Source organism: Halobacillus litoralis, from assembly GCF_009856355.1.
Classification (GTDB): Bacteria; Bacillota; Bacilli; order Bacillales; family Halobacillaceae; genus Halobacillus; species Halobacillus litoralis_B.
Genome location: NZ_WMEW01000004.1, coordinates 22,394 through 42,752 on the forward strand (window position 1 = coordinate 22,394; position 20,359 = coordinate 42,752).

General features: G+C 47.0%; 19 protein-coding genes. All 19 read right to left on the bottom strand.

Annotation, left to right across the window (positions count from 1 at the left end; genetic code table 11):
- Positions 1 to 63 precede the first annotated feature (63 nt).
- The gene (gene recA / locus GLV97_RS07530) at positions 64 to 1,107 is read right to left on the bottom strand and encodes a recombinase RecA (RefSeq protein WP_160835668.1); all 1,044 of its coding nucleotides are present in this window, start codon (positions 1,105 to 1,107) and stop codon (positions 64 to 66) included.
- A 167-nt stretch (positions 1,108 to 1,274) separates the two neighbouring features.
- The gene (locus GLV97_RS07535) at positions 1,275 to 2,513 is read right to left on the bottom strand and encodes a competence/damage-inducible protein A (RefSeq protein ID WP_160835667.1); all 1,239 of its coding nucleotides are present in this window, start codon (positions 2,511 to 2,513) and stop codon (positions 1,275 to 1,277) included.
- Complete coding sequence (gene pgsA / locus GLV97_RS07540) at positions 2,510 to 3,088, bottom strand: CDP-diacylglycerol--glycerol-3-phosphate 3-phosphatidyltransferase (protein WP_027954273.1); 579 nt, start codon at positions 3,086 to 3,088, stop codon at positions 2,510 to 2,512. The genes GLV97_RS07535 and pgsA overlap by 4 nt, the downstream gene beginning before the upstream one ends.
- 108 nt (positions 3,089 to 3,196) lie before the next feature.
- Positions 3,197 to 4,114 carry a helix-turn-helix domain-containing protein gene (locus GLV97_RS07545; RefSeq protein WP_160889431.1) on the bottom strand — a complete coding sequence of 306 codons (918 nt, stop codon included), beginning with the start codon at positions 4,112 to 4,114 and terminating at the stop codon, positions 3,197 to 3,199.
- A gap of 18 nt (positions 4,115 to 4,132) precedes the next feature.
- The gene (locus tag GLV97_RS07550; protein WP_160835665.1) at positions 4,133 to 4,924 is read right to left on the bottom strand and encodes a DUF3388 domain-containing protein; all 792 of its coding nucleotides are present in this window, start codon (positions 4,922 to 4,924) and stop codon (positions 4,133 to 4,135) included.
- A gap of 184 nt (positions 4,925 to 5,108) precedes the next feature.
- On the bottom strand, positions 5,109 to 5,369 hold the full coding sequence (locus GLV97_RS07555) for a DUF3243 domain-containing protein (protein ID WP_160835664.1): 261 nt from the start codon (positions 5,367 to 5,369) through the stop codon (positions 5,109 to 5,111).
- A 67-nt stretch (positions 5,370 to 5,436) separates the two neighbouring features.
- Complete coding sequence (gene ymfI / locus GLV97_RS07560) at positions 5,437 to 6,159, bottom strand: elongation factor P 5-aminopentanone reductase (RefSeq protein WP_160835663.1); 723 nt, start codon at positions 6,157 to 6,159, stop codon at positions 5,437 to 5,439.
- Complete coding sequence (yfmH, locus tag GLV97_RS07565) at positions 6,149 to 7,444, bottom strand: EF-P 5-aminopentanol modification-associated protein YfmH (protein ID WP_160835662.1); 1,296 nt, start codon at positions 7,442 to 7,444, stop codon at positions 6,149 to 6,151. The genes ymfI and yfmH overlap by 11 nt, the downstream gene beginning before the upstream one ends.
- Positions 7,444 to 8,730 carry an EF-P 5-aminopentanol modification-associated protein YfmF gene (yfmF, locus tag GLV97_RS07570; RefSeq protein ID WP_160835661.1) on the bottom strand — a complete coding sequence of 429 codons (1,287 nt, stop codon included), beginning with the start codon at positions 8,728 to 8,730 and terminating at the stop codon, positions 7,444 to 7,446. Before yfmF ends, yfmH begins: the two co-directional genes overlap by 1 nt.
- A gap of 134 nt (positions 8,731 to 8,864) precedes the next feature.
- Positions 8,865 to 9,824 carry an ABC transporter permease gene (locus tag GLV97_RS07575; protein ID WP_160840283.1) on the bottom strand — a complete coding sequence of 320 codons (960 nt, stop codon included), beginning with the start codon at positions 9,822 to 9,824 and terminating at the stop codon, positions 8,865 to 8,867.
- Position 9,825: 1 nt separating this feature from the next.
- Positions 9,826 to 10,872: an ABC transporter permease gene (locus GLV97_RS07580; RefSeq protein ID WP_160889432.1), complete on the bottom strand. Its 1,047-nt coding sequence runs from the start codon at positions 10,870 to 10,872 to the stop codon at positions 9,826 to 9,828.
- Positions 10,872 to 12,398, bottom strand: a complete 1,527-nt coding sequence (locus GLV97_RS07585) for an ABC transporter ATP-binding protein (protein WP_160889433.1) — start codon at positions 12,396 to 12,398, stop codon at positions 10,872 to 10,874. Before GLV97_RS07585 ends, GLV97_RS07580 begins: the two co-directional genes overlap by 1 nt.
- Positions 12,399 to 12,516: 118 nt before the next feature.
- Positions 12,517 to 13,638: a BMP family lipoprotein gene (locus GLV97_RS07590; RefSeq protein WP_160836465.1), complete on the bottom strand. Its 1,122-nt coding sequence runs from the start codon at positions 13,636 to 13,638 to the stop codon at positions 12,517 to 12,519.
- Positions 13,639 to 13,741: 103 nt separating this feature from the next.
- Complete coding sequence (locus GLV97_RS07595) at positions 13,742 to 14,467, bottom strand: GntR family transcriptional regulator (protein ID WP_160835657.1); 726 nt, start codon at positions 14,465 to 14,467, stop codon at positions 13,742 to 13,744.
- A 254-nt stretch (positions 14,468 to 14,721) separates the two neighbouring features.
- The gene (locus GLV97_RS07600; RefSeq protein WP_160835656.1) at positions 14,722 to 17,037 is read right to left on the bottom strand and encodes a DNA translocase FtsK; all 2,316 of its coding nucleotides are present in this window, start codon (positions 17,035 to 17,037) and stop codon (positions 14,722 to 14,724) included.
- Between the two features lie 127 nt (positions 17,038 to 17,164).
- Complete coding sequence (locus GLV97_RS07605; protein ID WP_160835655.1) at positions 17,165 to 17,371, bottom strand: YlzJ-like family protein; 207 nt, start codon at positions 17,369 to 17,371, stop codon at positions 17,165 to 17,167.
- Positions 17,368 to 18,090, bottom strand: coding sequence for a ClpP family protease (locus GLV97_RS07610; protein ID WP_160835654.1), 723 nt, complete (start codon positions 18,088 to 18,090; stop codon positions 17,368 to 17,370). The genes GLV97_RS07605 and GLV97_RS07610 overlap by 4 nt, the downstream gene beginning before the upstream one ends.
- Before the next feature lie 124 nt (positions 18,091 to 18,214).
- Positions 18,215 to 19,096, bottom strand: coding sequence for a 4-hydroxy-tetrahydrodipicolinate synthase (gene dapA, locus GLV97_RS07615; RefSeq protein WP_160840279.1), 882 nt, complete (start codon positions 19,094 to 19,096; stop codon positions 18,215 to 18,217).
- Positions 19,093 to 20,334 carry an aspartate kinase gene (gene dapG, locus GLV97_RS07620; RefSeq protein WP_160835652.1) on the bottom strand — a complete coding sequence of 414 codons (1,242 nt, stop codon included), beginning with the start codon at positions 20,332 to 20,334 and terminating at the stop codon, positions 19,093 to 19,095. The genes dapA and dapG overlap by 4 nt, the downstream gene beginning before the upstream one ends.
- Positions 20,335 to 20,359: the final 25 nt, after the last annotated feature.

A 20,359-nucleotide genomic window follows, 5' to 3' on the forward strand; every position in this document is an offset into this window, starting at 1 on the left:
AGCAGCGCTGTTTAAGCGCTGCTTTTTTTCATTTTCAACTGCCAATTAACGGCAGGGACCGGGTTACACATCCAGCGTTTCCTGGTTATCCTTGTTGGAAGTTTCAGCTGCTTCCTCATCTGCTTCCATACCATAATGGTCGCGGATCAGACGTTTCACTTCCTCATAAACTTCAACGTTCTCTTTAAGATACTGTTTGGCATTTTCACGTCCCTGACCAAGGCGGTCATCGTTATAAGAATACCACGATCCGCTCTTCTGAATAAGGTCCAGGTCTGTTCCAATATCAAGAAGCTCTCCCTCTCTGGAGATGCCTTCCCCGTACATAATATCGACTTCCGCCTGTCTGAATGGTGGTGCCACTTTGTTCTTGACCACTTTCAAGCGGGTTTTATTCCCCACCATTTCGTTCCCCTGTTTCAACGTTTCTGCACGGCGTACTTCAAGGCGTACAGAAGAGTAGAATTTCAGAGCGCGGCCGCCGGGCGTCGTTTCCGGGTTACCAAACATAACGCCGACCTTTTCACGAATCTGGTTGATGAAGATAGCCGTCGTCTTCGATTTATTAATCGCTCCGGAAAGCTTACGAAGAGCCTGGGACATCAGGCGGGCCTGCAGACCCACGTGGGAATCTCCCATTTCCCCTTCAATCTCCGCTTTTGGTACAAGGGCAGCCACAGAGTCAATAACCACCATATCTACAGCGCCGCTGCGTACCAGGGCTTCAGCGATTTCCAAAGCCTGTTCCCCTGTATCCGGCTGGGAAAGGAGAAGTTCTTCAATGTCCACTCCAAGGGCTCTTGCATAGACCGGGTCCAAAGCGTGCTCCGCATCAATGAATGCCGCCTGGCCGCCTTTTCTCTGCGCTTCAGCAATCGCGTGAAGGGCAACAGTCGTTTTACCTGAAGATTCAGGTCCATATATTTCCACGATCCGACCGCGTGGATAGCCGCCGACTCCAAGGGCCACATCAAGAGCCAGAGATCCACTGGGAACCGTATTGACCCTCTGCTCAGCGCCTTCCCCCATCTTCATGATCGAACCTTTTCCGAATTGTTTCTCTATTTGACGAAGTGCCATATCTAATGCTTGTTTACGATCGCTCATTGTATACCGCCTTTCAAAATTTCTATACCTATCATAACTTGTTTTGGAACATTTGCCAACCAAAAAGCGAATATTTGTTCCCGTTTTTTTATCCAAAGGGAACAAAAGGTTTTTGATGTTCTCCTACGGAGATTTTCAAAAACCTTTCGCATGACCTTATTGAAATTTCAATTTTTCAAGCGATGAAATAAAAGTTCAAAACCCTTCTTCACAGCGCGTTCCCTTACCTGGTCACGACCGCCCGGAAACTGGAACCGGTGAACTTCAGGACTCTTATCCTTGATCTGCAGCCCGATAAAGACTGTGCCGGGCTCTTTCCCTTCACTTGAGTCCGGGCCGGCGACACCTGTGAAACTAACCGCAACATCGACGTCAAGCAGAGATTGAGTATTCAATGCCATCATCTCTGCACACTCGTGGCTGATAGTTCCGTACTCCCTGATCAGGTATTTAGGAATATCAAGTACCTGCTCCTTCATTTCAGCTGTATAAGTCGTCAGTCCACCCTGACAGACCGCGGAAGCCCCTGGAAGGGAAATGATACGCTCCATGAATTTTCCTCCAGTGAAGCTCTCCGCTGCCCCCAGACGATACCCGTGCCGGGAAAGCAGCTGCTGCACAGTGCCCTCAATCGTTTGATCATCACTTCCATAATAGAAATCTCCAACCTTACCAAGAACGGTGGTTTTCATTTCAGCAATCTTCGCTTTCGCTTCCTCTGTGGTTTCCCCTGTCGCGGTTAATCGTAAACCTACTTCCCCTTCACTGGCCAGAGGGGCCAGTGTGGGATTGGTCTGACCGGAAATAAGCGTCTGCAGTTCCGTTTCAAGGTCAGATTCTCCAATACCGATAAAATGAAGCATCTCTGAAACGATCTCTGATTGAATAGAAAAGGACTGCTGGAGGTAAGGAATGACTCCACTTTCCATTAAAGCCTTCATTTCGCGGGGGACCCCGGGAAGAAACACCCAGGTTACTTCCCCCTGTTGAATGATCTGCCCAGGGGCCATCCCTTCCATATTGTCCAGAACATGCGCTCCTTCAAAAACGTGCGACTGCTTTCTGTTATTCAGGCTCATTTTCTTATTGTTTCTTTTATAATAGGCTTCGATTCTTTCCATACTGGGTGCATGTTCGTGAACGGTCTTCCCAAGAATCATGCTTCCGGCGTCTCTGGTCAAATCATCCTCGGTCGGTCCCAGACCACCTGTAACAATGACAATATCCGAACGCCTTGCCGCTTCCCTGAAAGAGCCTGCGACACGGTCCAGATTATCGCCCACGACTGCATGACTGTATACAGGCAGTCCCAGTTCCGCCATTCTCTGCGATATCCACTGGGCATTTGTGTTCGCGATCTGTCCCAAAAGCAATTCTGTCCCTACGGCTATAATCTCTGTTCTCATTTGGAATCTCTCATTACATGCCAGTTTTTCTTAAAGTAATCATAACCAGAATATACAGTAATGATTAAGGCAAGGTACAGGGTGATCATACCGAACGGGAAACCGATGAAGGCGAACGGCCAGTTATGAAGAAGCAGTGCTGAAATAGCGATGATCTGTATCCAAGTCTTCAATTTACCCATTTGACTGGCCGCCAGCACACTACCTTCCCCTGCTGCTACGAGCCTTAACCCTGTGACGGCAAACTCACGGCTGATAATCAGGATGACAATCCATGCCGGAGCAAGTCCGATTTCCACAAGCAGGATAAGTGCCGCACTTACGAGCAGTTTATCAGCCAGTGGATCGAGAAATTTCCCCAGGTTGGTTACAAGGGAGTATTTCCGGGCTATATATCCATCAATCCAATCCGTGGTAGATGCAATAATAAAGAGAACGGCACCGGCAAGGTGGGCTACAGGAAGCTCCCTTTCTCCCATTTCCAACGTGCCCCAGCCAAATGGAACACTCATGAGTATAATAAAGATGGGGATAAGAAAAATTCTGGATAACGTAATCTTGTTTGGTAAATTCATTTCTTCACACTCCTACAAAACAGTAAGTAAAAGGCTGCCCGGTCAATCGAGAGGCTTTATCACTCTGTCGATATTTGAAAGGGCAGCCCGTTCATGATTATATGGTTTTTATTCCTTCAATTGCAACAATAACTTCTGTGTCGTCAGTTCCGGATCAGGGAATGTCACCGGTTGATCATCTACTTTCACAGTCATACCAGGAGCATTTCCTGTTTTAATGTACAACTCCTGCTTATCTCCTATATCAATGGTAACAGGAGAGTCTGAAGATGTATATTCACGAGGAGTCACAAGGTTCTCTCCCCCCTGCGGCGACTGAACCTCCATATATACATTACCGGAGAATTCAACAGTTACCTCGGAATCATCGGCAGGTGACACTTCATACGTGTGCATAGGAAATGAACCAGAGCCCTCTTCGGAAAGTTCCACGCCCGTGCCCTCTTCCTCAGGCTCTTCAGCGCTATCCTCTTCGGTTTCCTCGACCGCATCCTCCTGTGCCCCGCTGCCTTCTCCACTCTCTTCCTGCTCTTCCTCATCATTTGCCGGATCCTCGCTTCCGCTTCCTTCGGACCCCGCTGGTACGCTGATTTCATCTGATGATGAACTGTCTGCAGGTGCCCCGTTTTCGTCACTGCCACTCTGCATAAAAATCCAAAAGACTAAAATAAGACCGACAACAAGTCCTACTGTAAGGAAAGTCGGAAGAAAGCGGGAGGACCCCCTGCTTTTCTGCGCCGCTTCCTGCTTTGATTTCTGCACCCGGCTGAACTGAACCGTGTTCTCCTCTTCATATGTAGGAAGCTCGTTTTTATGCTCCTCCATCACCTGCTCCGGATCAAGCCCGACAGCTGATGCATATTCACGGATGAACGCACGGGTGTAGAATTTCCCGGGCAGGACTTGGAAATCATTTTTTTCTATGGCTTGAAGGTATCGCTTCTGTATTTTCGTTGTTTCTTGAAGGTCCTCAAGGGAAAGGCCCTTCGCCTCTCTTGCTTCCTTTAATCTGGCACCAATCTCCATGTGTAACACCATCCAATTTTAAAAATCAAACATGGAAAATCCCTCATTCATCTTCATTTCCGGTTTTTCCACAGGTTCATAAGTAATTTCTTCATCCTCGTTGTTTCTGAGTTCAATGATGTAATCAAAGTCATCCAGCTTGTATTCTGTTTCCTGAACAAAAATATCCGGGTGCTCGATCACCTTGGTCGCAGGCAGGCGCATAATTTCCCTGACCAGCTGCCAGTGCTTTTCGTTGGCCCGCTTTGCAGAAACGATTCCATCAATGATGTACAGGTTGTCTTCGCTGTACTCCTCATCGATCAGCTGGTTTCGGACGGTCTGCTTCAACAAAGTACTGGAAACAAACAGCCATCTCTTGTTGGCACAAACGCTTGCCGCCACTACGGATTCGGTTTTACCCACCCGCGGCATGCCCCGGATGCCGACAAGCTTGTGGCCCTCCTTCATAAACAGTTCCGCCATAAAATCGACCAGGAGTCCAAGGTCCTCCCGGTTGAAACGAAACGTTTTACGGTCGTCGATATCACTGTGTATGTACCTTCCGTGACGAACCGCTAAACGATCTCTCAGTTTCGGGCGCCGGAGTTTCGTTACTTTAATCGTATCCATTGTATTTAAAATCGATTTTAAGCGGGTAATCTGCTCATCATCCTTGCAGAGAAGAAGCATACCTCTGTGCGAATTTTCAACTCCATTGATCGTAACGATATTAATGGCCATCATACCCAACAGCGAGGAGATGTCCCCCAGAAGTCCCGGACGGTTGTATTGAATTTCATATTCCAGATACCATTCTGTTTTATCCATGTTCCAACCCCTCTAAAAAAATGTCGGTATTTGTCAAAGACGAGTGATATTTGGATTGATCTACTCTTTATCTATCATAAAGGATTTTCTTTAAATAGGAAAGCCGGGAAACATGATCTCTTCAAAAAAATAGCAGAAATTTATAAATAAAAAATCCGTACAGTTTTGTACGGATTTTTTGCAGTTACTGCTGGGAACCGTTATTTTGAACAAGCTTCACCATCATATTGGCAATCGCATGCTGTTCTTTTTCATCTGCGACGTTCCACAAGTCACGAAGAACGGCTTCCTCATTATTTTTAGCATCTACAGAATTGGCCAGATATCCACCAATTTCATACGCTAATTCTGAAACGGCCCGGTTATTAATCCCCTGTCCTTCGGCCTGATGGAGACGATCACCAAGAAAGTCTTTCCAAGAATCCCAATTATCGAGCACAGACATGTTTGTTCCCTCCTCTGAATTTTTTCAAGCTTAGTATGAGAAGGAAAAGCAGGTCTTATTCATAAAATTAACACCAGCCACCATTAACATGTAGAATCTGGCCCGTTACATAACGGGAAGACCGGCTTAGGAGGAAACCGACGGCATCAGCCACCTCTTCAGGGGTTCCGGCCCGGCCCATCGGAATATCATTCTCGAGCGCTTGAAGGTCCTCCAGGGTAAGATGCCCATTCATTTTCGTCTGGATTAAACCAGGAGCCACGGCGTTTACACGGATATGACTCGGAGCAAGTTCCTGAGCCAGTCCTTTTACAAACGTGTTCTGGGCACCTTTAACAGAACTATAAGCCACTTCCATGCTTGCTCCTTCTGTTCCGAAAATGGAAGATACCACAGCAATGTTCCCCTGTTTCTGCTGTATCATATACGGCAGGACGTGTCTGGCCGTCATCCAAAGGGATTTCACATGGACGTAATACAAAGCATCCATATCCTCCTCTTTCATATCCTGGAACAAACCACTGTACATGTGCCCGCCAGCAAAAACGACAGCATCCCACTCAGGAGGAAGCACGCGGAAGAAAGCCTGCAGCCCTTCCTTAGTCGAAAGATCGGCCTGGAAGGATCCAGCCCATTGATCTTCCGGAATCCCCTGCTGAATCGTCCGGATTTTATCTTCATTCGTGAAATACTGGACGGCTGCAGCATACCCATCCTCAATGACCCGATGCACCACGGCTTCGCCGATCCCGCCGCTGGCTCCAAGGATCAGGCAGCGTTTACGATTCATTGGACTGCGGTTTCACCTGGAAAACAGAAATGGCTTCTTCATTAATCCAGTCTTTAAGGTACTCCTCCGCATCATCAGCTGTCAGCGATTCAATCACTGGAAGCACTTCGAACAAGTCGACGCCTAATGTATGATAATGAGTAAATTGATTCGCAATAAATTCAAGTGAATTGAGCGCACGCATAAATTGACCAATTTTTTTGCGCTTCATCCGAGTGAAATCTTCATCGGCTATACGCATATCTTTTAATTCATGGAGCATTTCCTTTACACGGGCAGCCATTTCATCCGGCTTTCTTGAATCACCGCCAAGGATAGTAAAGCCAAAATGACGGTCAAGTTCTGTTTCAAACTGGAAGCTGTCATCAATAAGATCGGCTTTATACAGTTCCTCATAAAAGGCGCCGCTCTTGGAGAAATAATAATCAAGAATCATACCTGAAAGAAGTTCCCGGCGCAGTAGCTCTCCCCCTTTCAAGCCGCTTACATCTTCCTTCACACCAACCATCGCTTTAGCCGTTGTCACAGGCATTGTGATGGAATGCTCCTTTTGAGCTACATGTGAAGGTTCTTCCGGATAAGAACGATTGATTTCAGGTGCCGGCGGAAATTCCTTCTGCCCCTGATTCTCACGGATTAAATTCATCATGGCTTCCGGTTCAATGTTCCCGGCAACGAACAAAACCATGTTGGATGGGTGGTAGAACGTTTCATAGCACGTATATAAATCGTCTTTCGTAATATCCTGGATGCTTTCGACGGTACCTGCAATATCCACCTTAACCGGATGGTTATGGTAAAGGCTCTGGATGGTTCCGAAAAAGGATCTCCAGTCCGGCTGGTCGTCATACATACGGATCTCCTGTGCAATAATGCCCTTTTCTTTTTCCACCGATTCCTCGGAAAAGTAAGGGTCCTGGACAAAATCAAGCAGGGTTTGGACATTCTTCTCCACCTGGCTGGTAGCTGTGAACAAATAGGCCGTTTTCGTAAAGGAGGTAAACGCATTCGCGGAGGCTCCCAGACGGGTGAAATCCTGAAAGACATCCCGGTCTTCTTTTTCAAACAGCTTATGCTCCAAAAAGTGAGCGATCCCCTCAGGAACGGTTACCTTTTCATCCCGGCCGATAGGTGTAAAGGTTTGATCGATAGACCCATAATTGGTTGTGAAAATCCCGAAGGTTTTCGCCATTTCAGGTTTGGATAGAAGGAAGACCTTCAAACCGTTGTCGAGCGTTTCCTGATATACCGTTTCATTCAATTGCTGATAGACTAATTCTTCCATCACTTTTCCCCTCCCTCGTGACTTGTTAGGAAATAAATCGTATCCAGTTTAATCTTCTCCGCCATCTGGATAACCTGTTCTTTCGTAACTTTTCGGATGTTTTCAATAAGTTTGCCGGCCGGCATGTCAATTCCGGAAAGCATTTGATGGTAAAGCACTTCGATCAAACCGTTCGCATTATCCATGGTCTCTTTCAATTGGTTAATGACCTGCTCCTTCGTCTCCTCCACCTGTTCTTCCGTGAAGTCTCCGTTTTTCATCGCTTCCATCTGCTCAAGGATAATGGATTTCGCTTGATCATAATCTTTTGGATCCACCCCGCTGAAAACAAGGAGAAGACCTTTGTGACTTTCAAATCTTGAGGCCGCATAATAGGCGAGGCTATGTTTTTCACGCACATTCATGAACAGCTTGGAGCTTGGAAACCCGCCGAAAATCCCATTAAACACCTGCAGCGCGTAATAATCGTCATCCCCGAACTTCGTGTATGTGCGGTATCCGAGATGCAGCTTACCTTGATTGACTTCCTCCCGTTCAATGATTTCAGAAGAATCCTGAACGTCTTTGGATACGGAAACCTGATCGTTATCCGCGTTTGTGCTGCCGCTGCGCTGGAAATACCGGTCTGTCAGTGCTTCCACATCTTTTTCATCCATATCTCCGATGACGTAGACATCCAGCATATCCTGTTGGATCATCTGCTGATAGTAATTGTAGAGCGATTCCGGAGTGATGGATGCCATATCTTCCTGGTATCCATGCACATGTAGAGCGTAAGGCTCTCCTTTACACATGTGATCCATCAAACGGAGATTTGCATAACTCATTTTGTCATCCTTAATCGAAGTAATTTTCTGTTCGAGCGTCTGTTTTTCCCGCTCAACAATTTCAGGATCAAATCCGTTTTCCACGGTTTTCGGATCGAATAAAACGTTATGGAACAATTGGAAGGCTTCTTCAAGAATGGGCTCATTGTCATTCAAATAGGATTCATTCACTACTTCCATACGGAAGCTGATGACGTGGTTCTCCCCTTTTTTCGATCCATCGCTGGACAGGGCGGTCCCATAAAGGTTTTCAAAAGCCGCCTGAAAAGACCTTACAGAAGGGTGCTTATTTGTGGCTTTTTGAAGCACATGCGGAAGAAGCGCCCTCTCCGTAATACCTTCACGTTTTAAGGGAGCTTTGAATTTTGCTACTATATTAATCGTTTTATACTTTTTACTTGGTAAAATATGTAGACGGTACCCATCTTTTTCGAGTATCGTTTCTTTTGAAATTTTCATTTCCATCCTCCTTGTACTTTTTAGTAGTATAGACGCACATGTCCATATTCATCCATTATAACTAAGTTTTATAGTAAGTGATATGTTGACAAAAGTAAAAAAATCAGCCCGGTACCGAAGCACCGGACAGATATTTATCGGTTTCCTTTAATATATGCTTCTCCGAGAGATTTAGGTGCTTCAGCCCGGCCGATAAATCCAGCGAGAGCCAGAATCGTCAGGACATAAGGGGCTATGAGCATGAAGACGGAAGGAACATCTTCTAAAAAGGCAATATCGGAAGAAACAATGCTCAGGCTTTGAGCAAATCCAAAAAAGACAGCTGCACCGAGGGCACCAAGAGGATGCCATTTGCCAAAGATGACGGCGGCGAGCGAGATGAACCCCTGTCCTAAAATGGTGCCGTGAGAAAAGTTCAATGCAACCGTCATGGCATATACCGAACCTCCAAGCCCCCCGAGGGCACCTGAAATCATCACACCGATATAGCGCATCCGGTACACATGGATCCCATTGGTGTCAGCTGCCATCGGGTGTTCCCCCACCGACCTCAACCGGAGACCGAACGGCGTTTTATAGAGCACAAACCAGGCGGCAAATGCCATGCCGATGGCTAGATAAGACGTCCAGTACCAGCCACTGAACAACATCTCTCCAATAACGGGAATCTTATTCAATACAGGGACATCTGAGGAATAAAAAGGCTGTTTGATGAAGTCTGTCTGTCCTTTGTCATACCACTGCTTTGTAAGAAACAGCCCGATGCCGAGAGCCAGGAAGTTGATGGCCACGCCGCTGACTACTTGATCGGCACGAAAAGTAATCGATGCCACGGCATGAACGAGAGAAAACAGGGCGGATACAACGACAGCCGCCAACATCGATATCCACGGAGTGGCAGCGCCGAATACCGTGTGGAAAGTTAAATTAAAGACGATGCCTACAAAGGCCCCCATGATCATCAGACCTTCAAGGCCGATGTTGATGACCCCTGAACGCTCACTGAAAACTCCACCGAGCGCTGTGAAAATCAGCGGGGTCGCAAAAATAACAGCAGAGCCAAGGATACGGCTGAACACCTCTAAGAATTCCATTTTATTTCCCCTCCTTCTTGAACCGTAGAAGGACCCAGCGGATCATGTAGCTGGATGCTACAAAGAAAATGATAAGAGCGATGATAATTTCTACAAGTTCGGTTGGTACACCGGCTTCTGTCGGCATATTGAGCGCCCCGATTTTAAGAATTCCGAATAAGAAGGCGGCAAGAACCACCCCGACAGCTGTATTAGCTCCTAAAAGGGCCACAGCGATCCCATCAAAACCGATATTGGTAAACCCTGATTTAATCGACATAAAACCAAACGTACCCAGCCCTTCCATAGCACCTGCAAGTCCGGCAAACGCTCCGGATATGACCATGGCCGTTATAATATTCCGGCCCACGTTCATTCCTGCATAGTTTGAGGCGTGCTGATTAAAACCGACGGCACGCAGTTCAAATCCTTTCGTCGTCCGGTTCAGAATAAACCACATGACACCAGCCATCGCCAGGGCAATGATAAATCCATAGTGGATCCGGGAGTAAAATGTCATCTGCGCCAGCCACTCGGATTTCAACGAAGCTGTAGCAGCAATATTTTCGGTCCTGTCGGCACCGTCGGTCAACAAATTCCGGATGACGGCATTCGTCACATAAAGGGCAATGTAGTTCATCATGATTGTCACAATCACTTCATGCACCCCTAATTTCGCTTTCAAAAGCCCTGGAATAAATCCCCACACTGCTCCTGCTAATGCCGCTGCAGCAATCGCCAGGGGCAGATGGACAGCCATAGGAAGTTCAAAGGATATCCCGATCCATACAGATGCGAGCCATCCTGCAAACACCTGCCCCTCTACGCCGATGTTAAGCAGACCGGACCTTAGAGCAAAGGCAACGGCTAGCCCCGAAAGAATGTATGGGGTTACTTGACGGATCGTCTCACCAAAAAAGTACGAATCTCCAAAAGCCCCTCTCCACAGAGCTGCAAATCCATCCACAGGATTGTATCCGAAAATAAGCATGATTACAGCCCCGGCGGCAAGACCGAGAAGAACAGAAAGCACAGGGATCAGGATATTGATCATCCGGTTCGAAAACATTAGACGCCACCTGCTTTCTGGCCTGTATTTCCGGCCATAAGGAGGCCGAGCTCCTGCTCATTCGTATCCTCTGGAGCTACTTCTCGAATGATGGAACCATCAAACATGACCGCAATCCTGTCGCTGACATTCATAATTTCATCCAGTTCAAAGGAAAGAAGCAGTACAGCCCTTCCTTTATCCCGTTCCTCGATCAATTTTTTATGAATGAACTCGATTGCTCCTACATCCAGCCCCCTCGTAGGCTGGGCAGCAATAATTAAATCCGGGGATCTGTCCACTTCCCTGCCAATGATCGCTTTCTGCTGGTTTCCACCCGATAGAGCTCTTGCTTTTGTATAAGCATCGGGGGTACGAACGTCATACTCCTCTATTAAATCTCTGGCTTTATCATAGATTTTTTTAAAATTCATCACGCCATTTTTTGAGAAAGGCTCATCGTAATAGGTCTGAAGAACCATGTTTTCTCCGATCGGAAAATCAAGGACGAGGCCAAATTTATGACGGTCCTGCGGAATGTGAGAGACACCGGACCGTGTAACCTTCCGCGGCGTAAGATTGGAAATGATTTTTTCGTGCAGTCGGATCGTCCCTGCTTCACTCTTCCTTAAGCCTGTGATAGCTTCGATCAATTCAGACTGCCCGTTGCCGTCCACACCGGCAATACCCACAATCTCTCCGGACCGGACATCGAGGTTCAACCCTTTGACCAATTCTACCCCACGTCCATCCTTTACGCGAAGGCCTTGAATAGAAAGGTAGACTTCTTTTGGAAGAGCAGGCGTTTTATCCGTTGAAAAACTGACATCACGACCTACCATAAGTGAAGCCAGTTGATCAGGACTCGTATCTTTCACCTCCACGGTCCCGATCCCTCGCCCTTTTCTAATAACTGTACACCGGTCACATACTTGCATAATTTCCTTCAGCTTATGAGTGATCAGAATAATCGATTTGCCTTCGTTCACAAGGTTATTCATAATTTCAATGAGCTCTTTAATTTCCTGAGGAGTTAAGACAGCGGTGGGCTCATCGAATATTAAAATATCCGCCCCTCTGTAAAGCGTTTTCAAAATTTCCACACGCTGCTGCATGCCGACAGATATATCCCGGATCCTGGCACTGGGGTCTACATTCAATCCGTACTGTTCTGATAACTCTGTGACCTGCTTTTCCGCTTTCTTTATGTCGACCGTACCGCCTTTTTTCGGTTCGCTGCCGAGTATGATATTTTCCGTAACCGTAAATGTGTCTACAAGCATAAAGTGCTGGTGCACCATCCCTATACCCAGGGCGTTCGCTGTATTCGGGTCCGTAATTTTCACTTGTTCACCCCGGACTTTTATTTCGCCTTGTTCCGGCTGATAAAGGCCGAATAAAACATTCATCAAGGTGGATTTACCCGCCCCATTTTCTCCAAGCAGGGCATGGATTTCTCCTTTTTGAACCCGGAGTGTAATATCATCATTGGCAACAATGCCTGGAAACTCTTTTCTGATTTTCAGCATTTCAATTACATATTCCATCTCGGTTCCTCCCCCGTTTGACCTTTAAAAATCACCAAAGGAAAAGGGCCGGAACAGCTTTTCATTTGGTGATTTTCATTGACATAAGAAAAGGCCGGCTCTCACCAGCCTTCTCCTCCTACAGTGCGTCTACAAAGGATTCCAGTTCTTCACGGGTACTCGGAACTTCCACGTCCCCGTTGATGATTTTCTCTTTCCATTCATTAACAGATGAACGGATTTCCTCCGTCATCGCTTCTTCATTTGTTTCAGCAATGCTGATGGCATCGTCCTCCAGACCATATTCGATGACTTCACCACCAGGGAATTCCCCGTTCATCGCTTGTTCCGATACATCCTGAACAGCAATATCCACACGCTTGACCATGGAAGTCAGTGTAACGTTCGCATCACCGATTTGACCTTCTTCATGCTGGTCACGGTCAACACCGATCACCCATACGTCTTCATCAGGATTGGCATTTTTCAAGTCTTTCGCTTCCGCAAAGACTCCATTACCTGTTCCTCCTGAAGCATGATAGATGACGTCCACACCTTTGGAATACATATTGGAAGCTAAAGCTCGTCCTTTTTCAGGATCATTAAAATTCTCCGCGTATTCAATTTCCACATCAATATCCGCATTTACGGATTTGACGCCCGCTACAAAGCCGGCTTCGAATTTATTGATCAGGCTGCCATCAACCCCGCCGATAAAACCGATTTGGTTGGACTGCGTTTTCTTGGCTGCGGCAACTCCTGCAAGGAAGGAACCCTGATGCTCCTTAAATACGATACTTGCGATGTTATCCCCTTCCTGCACAGAATCAACAAGGGCAAAGCTTGTATCCGGATACTGGCCGGCTACTTCTTTAATGGCCGGCTGCAGAAGATAGCCGATGCCGAAAATTAAGTTATAATCCTGACGGACGAGACGGTTCAGGTTAGTTGCATAATCGGCATCACTCTCAGACTGGGCGTAGTCGATCCCTTCTCCTTTGCTCATTCCATTTTCCTCACCAAATGCCTGCAGTCCTTCCCACGCAGACTGGTTGAAGGACTTATCATCGACTCCACCAACATCGGTGACCATCGCTACAGAAAAGTCCCCACTGCCGCTGTCTCCGCCTGAGTCTTCACTTCCAGAGCTTTCACCGGAATCCCCTCCGGTACTTTCTTCATTATCTGATGAACCACAGGCTGCAAGGATCATTCCTAACGTTACCAACAAAACAAATACCATAAGAAAACGACTTTTCAACAAAACGTTTACCCCCTATTGGTTGAAGTATAAGTTGGAGCAAGAGAAACTTACGGCAGTTTTTAGAGGCCTCACCTCCCTGTAGTTATCAAATTGTAAACGCTTACACTCTTTTTCTCAAAACGTGGAAGCTGAATTTATCAGCCCTGAAATAGTTGGAAGACAGCAGCATAGGGACATCATCCTGGGAATAATGCATTTGTTTAAGAAGAAGCAGGGCTTGATCAGGCTCACAGTTCAAAATCGGAGAAATCCGTTCGTGAAAGCCGATCGGTTCAATATGCGTGACCGCGTAGCCGATGGATTTCCCTGTGTATTTCTCCAGGACATTAAACAGAGAGTCCGCTTCACGGATTTGATCGATGGGAAGCAGTCCTTCGGGTATCTTATCCGTACAATACACGACGGGGTACTGGTCTGCTGTCCGAACCCGCTCGACTTTCGCCAGGTTTATGACGTCCAGTGGCGAAAAACGTTTCTTATCCTCTTCAGTTGCTTCTACTAAATCAGCAGAAAGATACTGGGTTCCCGGTGTCATCCCGGACTTCAAGATCATTCCTGTCACACTGTCCAGTTCCTCAATCCCTGATGTAAACAGAGGTTTCGGATTCACAAACGTCCCCACCCCGTGACGTCTTGTGACAACCCCTTCTTCCTCCAGAATCCGCAGAGCCTCCCTTAAAGTAGCTCGGGAAACGCCAAGCGTCTTAGAGAGTTGGAACTCGGATGGAAGCTTCTGTTTTTCTTTAAAGATACCGTTTTCAATATCCCGTTTAATTTGTTCGATCACCTGCAGATAGAGGTGACGTGTATCCTGTTTGATTGACATATGTTTCACCCCGGAATCTATAGATCAGTCAGTGTCACAGCAGTGATCTGACCTCTGACGTTCGACACATCATATTTTGACAATAATATACCACTATTCAACAGATAAATAAATAGAATTAGATCATTTTTATGAATTTTGCTTCATTTTTGACAGATTGTGAAATTTTAAGCAAGGCACCTTTCTTGAACTCATTTATGGGTTTCGTTGACATACAAAAAAGACAGCCCGCTCAAGTAGGCTGTCTTTTTGTGTTATGAAGTATGCTGTTCTTCACTCTGCTGAGAGACGAGCACAGAACGTGGTTTACTTCCCTCATAAGGGCCGACAATCCCGTTATCCTCCATGGCATCAATCAGACGCGCCGCGCGGGTATAACCGACCCGGAACCGGCGCTGAAGCATGGAAACACTCGCACTCTGCATTTCTATGACCATTTGAACCGCTTCCGGATAAAGGTCATCATCGACTTCCTGTTTCACTTCACTTTCCTCTTCGGGAATCATTTCCTCCTGATACTGGGCTTTCTGTTGATCTACACAGAACTGGACGACACGTTCCACTTCTTCATCAGATAAAAAGGCACCCTGTACCCGGGTAGGCTTGTTGGAACCGACCGGGGTAAACAGCATATCCCCTCGTCCGAGCAGCTTTTCCGCACCTCCGGAATCGAGAATCGTCCTTGAATCTGTCTGTGAAGAGACACTAAAGGCAATCCGTGATGGAATGTTGGCTTTAATAACACCCGTAATAACATCAACAGAAGGACGCTGAGTGGCAATGATCAAGTGGATCCCAGCTGCACGGGCCATCTGGGCCAGGCGTGTAATGGCATCTTCCACTTCATTGGAAGCGACCATCATTAAATCAGCCAGCTCATCCACCAGCACAACGATGTAGGGAAGCTGAGGCTGTTCATCCTCCTGTTCCTGATTGTGCTTTTTAATGTATTCATTATAGCTTTCGATATTCCTTGTCCCTGTGTCAGAGAAAAGATCATACCTTCGCTCCATTTCCGAGACAACCTTCTTCAAGGCCCGGGAAGCTTTTTTAGGATCTGTCACAACAGGAGCAAGAAGATGAGGAATGCCATTATACACATTCAACTCTACTTTTTTCGGGTCTATCATCATCATTTTCACTTCATGAGGCTTCGCTCTCATAAGAATACTGGTAATAATGCCGTTAATGCAGACACTCTTACCACTCCCTGTCGCACCGGCGACAAGCATATGCGGCATTTTATTCAATTCAGACATAACGGCTTCACCGGATATGTCGCGCCCAAGAGCAAAGCTCAGCTTTGATTCCGGGTTGGATCTGCCTGTTTCAAGTACTTCTCTTAGAGAAACCATCGATACTTCCTGGTTCGGTACTTCAATTCCAACCGCAGATTTTCCGGGAATCGGTGCTTCGATTCGAATATCCTTCGCTGCAAGAGCCAACGCCAAATCATCGTTTAAATTTACGATTTTACTGACTTTCACACCTACATCCGGATAAACTTCATACTTTGTAACCGATGGTCCGACGTGAACTTTGGTTACTTTTGCCTTTACCCCGAAGCTTTGGAACGTTTTCTCCAGCTTTCTTACGGTAGCCTGAATATGAGAACGTCCCTGACTCTGGGGAGATGAGGTGGGTTCATCCAACAGCTCTATACCAGGGAGGTGATAGTCATGGTTCTCAAGCTCTGCCGTAGGCATGGACTTTTCAAGCGCTGCATCGTCTCCCTCAGGTTCCGCTTTCCCGGCAGATGGCTTCTTCGTTGAGGCTGGGTCCCCTTTTTCCTGTGCGGCATAAGCGGTTTCTGTGAAATCCTGAATGATCGGTTCATTCTTCGATTCCTCCTGCACTGGGGATGGCGGATCATTGATTTCATATACAACAGCTTCTTCTTCTTCCAGTTCTTTCGTCTTTTCTTCTTTCTTCACTTTACGGCTCTGTTTTTGATTTTTCATTCTTGCCACCTGCTCACGGCCGAGTTTTTTCATGTTCTTTCCGATGATGGTAAACAAATCACCAAGTGACCATTCGCTTACGAACAACAGTCCGGTGATAAACAGGAAAAAAGCGACGATGGCAGCTCCTGCCTGAGCAAACAGGTAATAGGTGATCGACAACAGGATGGCTCCAGTCAATCCGCCTCCGGCGCTGTAGAAGGAGCGTTCGCCGCGCATCATTTCTGTAATCCGTTCCCACGTCATCGTTAAAATGGAGCCGTTACCTGTTCCTAAATCCGCAGACAAGGTCTCCAGATGGGTGAACAGGATCAAGGATATAAGAATGAGATAAATACCAAACAATCGTTTATGTAAGAACGAAGGCCACCTTCTTTTCACCATTAAGAAGATCCCTACAATAAGAAAGAACAGAGAAGCGATAAAGTACCAAACACCGAAAAGGAACTGCCAGAACCTTTCAAGTCCTCCCGGGATGGCTCCGTCACTGATAGCCGAGGCCCCGCTTCCAATCACAGCAAGAAAAAGAAACAGGAGCCCGACGAGTTCAAACTTCACGTGGCTCTTTAAATTGGATGGCTTTTTCTTTTTTTTGCGTTTTCCAGCCATAATCATTCCACCTCCTGACTTAAACTGAAAAGAGAAGGATGCCGGCCCTTCCTTCATCCACTGCTGAAGAAAAACGACCGACATCCCGCCATTCAGTTCTTTTATTATATCACAGCTTATCCACTTGTTACGAGTCCAACCATTGTCCCGGCTGTAAAGACGGATCCAGGAAATGCATAGGATCTGTGGAGAGAATCTGAACAATCTGTTTTTTTCCGTCCTGCCCCTGTCTGCACATCATGGGACAGTTATCATGCTCATGGTACACCATCTCCATGCTGGTATCATCGGGAAATACATCATACTCACTAAGAGGTGTATATAAAATCGTCATTGGACCACCTGGTTATCTGCATCTCTATTGCTTTCTATCAGTTCGTTCAATTTAGCCATGGCTTCCTTGACACCACCAACCGCATCAATGAGGCCGTGATCCACGGCCTGCTGCCCGACAACATTTGTTCCGATATCCCTCGTCAAATTTCCCTTATCAAACATGAGTTCCTTAAACTTTTCTTCAGGAATATTGGAATGCTTCGTCACAAAGCTGATGACCCGCTCCTGCATTTTATCCATATACTCAAATGTCTGCGGCACCCCTATGACAAGACCGGTCATACGAATAGGGTGAATAGTCATCGTCGCCGTTTCCACAATGAACGAATAATCGGCTGCGACGGATATCGGAACGCCGATGGAATGCCCTCCGCCGAGTACGATGGAAACTGTCGGCTTGGAAAGGGAAGAAATCATTTCTGATATGGCAAGTCCTGCTTCAACATCACCGCCAACTGTATTCAGGAGAACGACAAGGCCCTCAATTTTAGGGTTCTGCTCAATGGCAATCAGCTGTGGAATGAGGTGCTCATACTTGGTGGTTTTATTTTGTGAAGGCAGCTGGACATGGCCCTCCACCTGGCCGATAATCGGCAGGACATGGATGTTTGAGTCCGCCGGCTGGGGGACATTGCTCTGCCCCAGCTGCTGGATTTTATCAACAAGGGATGATTGGGATTTCGATTGATCTTTTTCTTTGGAAGGTTCATCTTTCATCTGTTCCGCTCCTTTCACATTCTTTTCCTGTAGTATGACTGAAAATAGAAAGAAACATACAGGAAATCCAATGCTTTTGGATACGAAAAGGAATCGGAAAAGAAAAAACCGGCACCTCAGCCGGTCAGTTCTGTACAGAAGAATGATTTAACAAGGATCTTATGTCTTCCTTTTCCTCCTTATTCAACGCACGGAGCGGAAGTCTCACACCACCCGTTTCGATCCCAATACAGCGCAGCGCTTCTTTCACTGGAGCCGGGGATGGCGCTGAAAACATCCCCTCATATATAGGAAGCAGCTCCCGATGCAGGGCTCCTGCTTTCCGGCCTCTTCCAAGATCAAACAGGCGGAGCATCCGCTGCATTTCATCTCCGATCACATGGGAGGCTACAGAAATGATCCCGGCAGCGCCGATGACATAAGCGGGCAGTGTCAAATGGTCATCCCCGCTGTACACCGAAAATCCAGGGTCCGTGTGTGCCACAATCGATGCAATGGCATTAAGGTCCCCGGAGGCTTCCTTCACAGACGTGATGTTGCTGATTTTCGAAAGGCGGATGACCGTTTCCGGCTCTATTTTCGCTGCGGATCGTCCAGGGACATTGTAAATCATGACCGGGAGGGATACGGATTCCGCTGCAGCCTTAAAGTGCCGGTACAGCCCCTCCTGATCCGGTTTATTATAATAGGGGGCAACAAGCATAACAGCATCAACGCCTGCCGCCTCTGCCTGCCGGGACATTTCAATGGTATCGCTGGTATTGTTGCTGCCTGTGCCCGCAATGACGGGGACCCGTTGATGAACGGTCTGAACGGCATGTTTCCATAAGGAAATCTTTTCACTCCGTGTCAGCGTCGGAGATTCTCCTGTCGTCCCCGTAATAACAAGACCGTCAGAACCACTGCTTATGAGATGTTCAATCAGGATGGAGGTCTGATCAAAGTCCACTTTGTTTTGATCATCAAAAGGAGTGACCATAGCCGTTAAAACTTTTCCAAAACTCATGGCTGCATTTCTCCCTTTCTTGTTGAATGACTCAGCTGAAATACGTCATGGAGGGCATTGACAGCAGAAATAAGGTTTTCTTCCTTAATCAGAACCCAGATGGTCGTATGGGAATCGGCAGATTGAAGAATTGAAATGCCCTTGTCTGTGAGTGCCTGAACGATGTCGGCCGTCACACCCGGTATTCCGGTAATTCCGGCCCCAACTGTTGACACTTTCGCGCATCCTTCCCGAATTTCCGGTTCATAACCGAGGTCCTGAAGAATCCGGCGGGCTTTGTTCGTATAGAGGTCGCTGATGGTGTAGATAACACCGCTTGGAGAGATGTTGATGAAGTCGACTGATATGTTGGCGGATGCCATGGATTTGAAGACATCGGATTGGAGTTTGGAAGGATCTTCTTTGGACTGAACCTTGATCTGAGTGAGTCCTTTAATGTGGGCGATTCCGGTCACTGTCTTTTCGATTAAGTCGCTGCCGGACGGATGATTCTTCAAACCTGTCACCAGCGTACCTGGGTGATCGGAATAGGTTGACCTTACCCGGATGGGGACTTTCGCATGCATAGCAATTTCAACGGCACGGGGATGGATGACTTTAGCTCCCTGGTAAGCGAGGTTGCAGATTTCGTTGTACGTAATACTCTGAAGAGGACGGGCATCTTCGACAAGCCGGGGATCTGCGGTCATAATGCCTTCCACATCCGTGAAAATATCGATGTATTCTGTCTGAAGAGAAGCTCCCAGTGCAGCAGCGGTTGTATCACTGCCTCCTCTGCCGATGGTCGTGATCTCTCCCTGGAGGGTCTGCCCCTGAAATCCTGCAACGACGACGACATCCACCTGTTTTAATTCCCGGTAAATGCGGCCTGGGTTCATTTGTGTGATTTTCGCTTTTGTAAAATCATCATTGGTAACGATTCCGGCCTGAGCACCCGTTAAAGACACAGCTTTTATTCCTTCCCGGCACAATTCATGACAGAAAACAATGGAGGAAATGATTTCCCCGCAGGACATGAGAAGATCCTGCTCCCTCAGGGATACATCAATATCAGGAAAATGAATCAGACTTAACAGCGTATCCGTCGCGTAGGGACTTCCCTTCCGTCCCATGGCAGATACTGTAACAACTACTTTGTATCCTTCATTCAGTGCTTTTTTTACATGATGGACAGCCCGGGATCTGCTTTCCAGATCCCGGACTGATGTTCCTCCGAACTTTTGTACAATCACTTTCATTCGGCCACCTCAACTCCATAGAAGT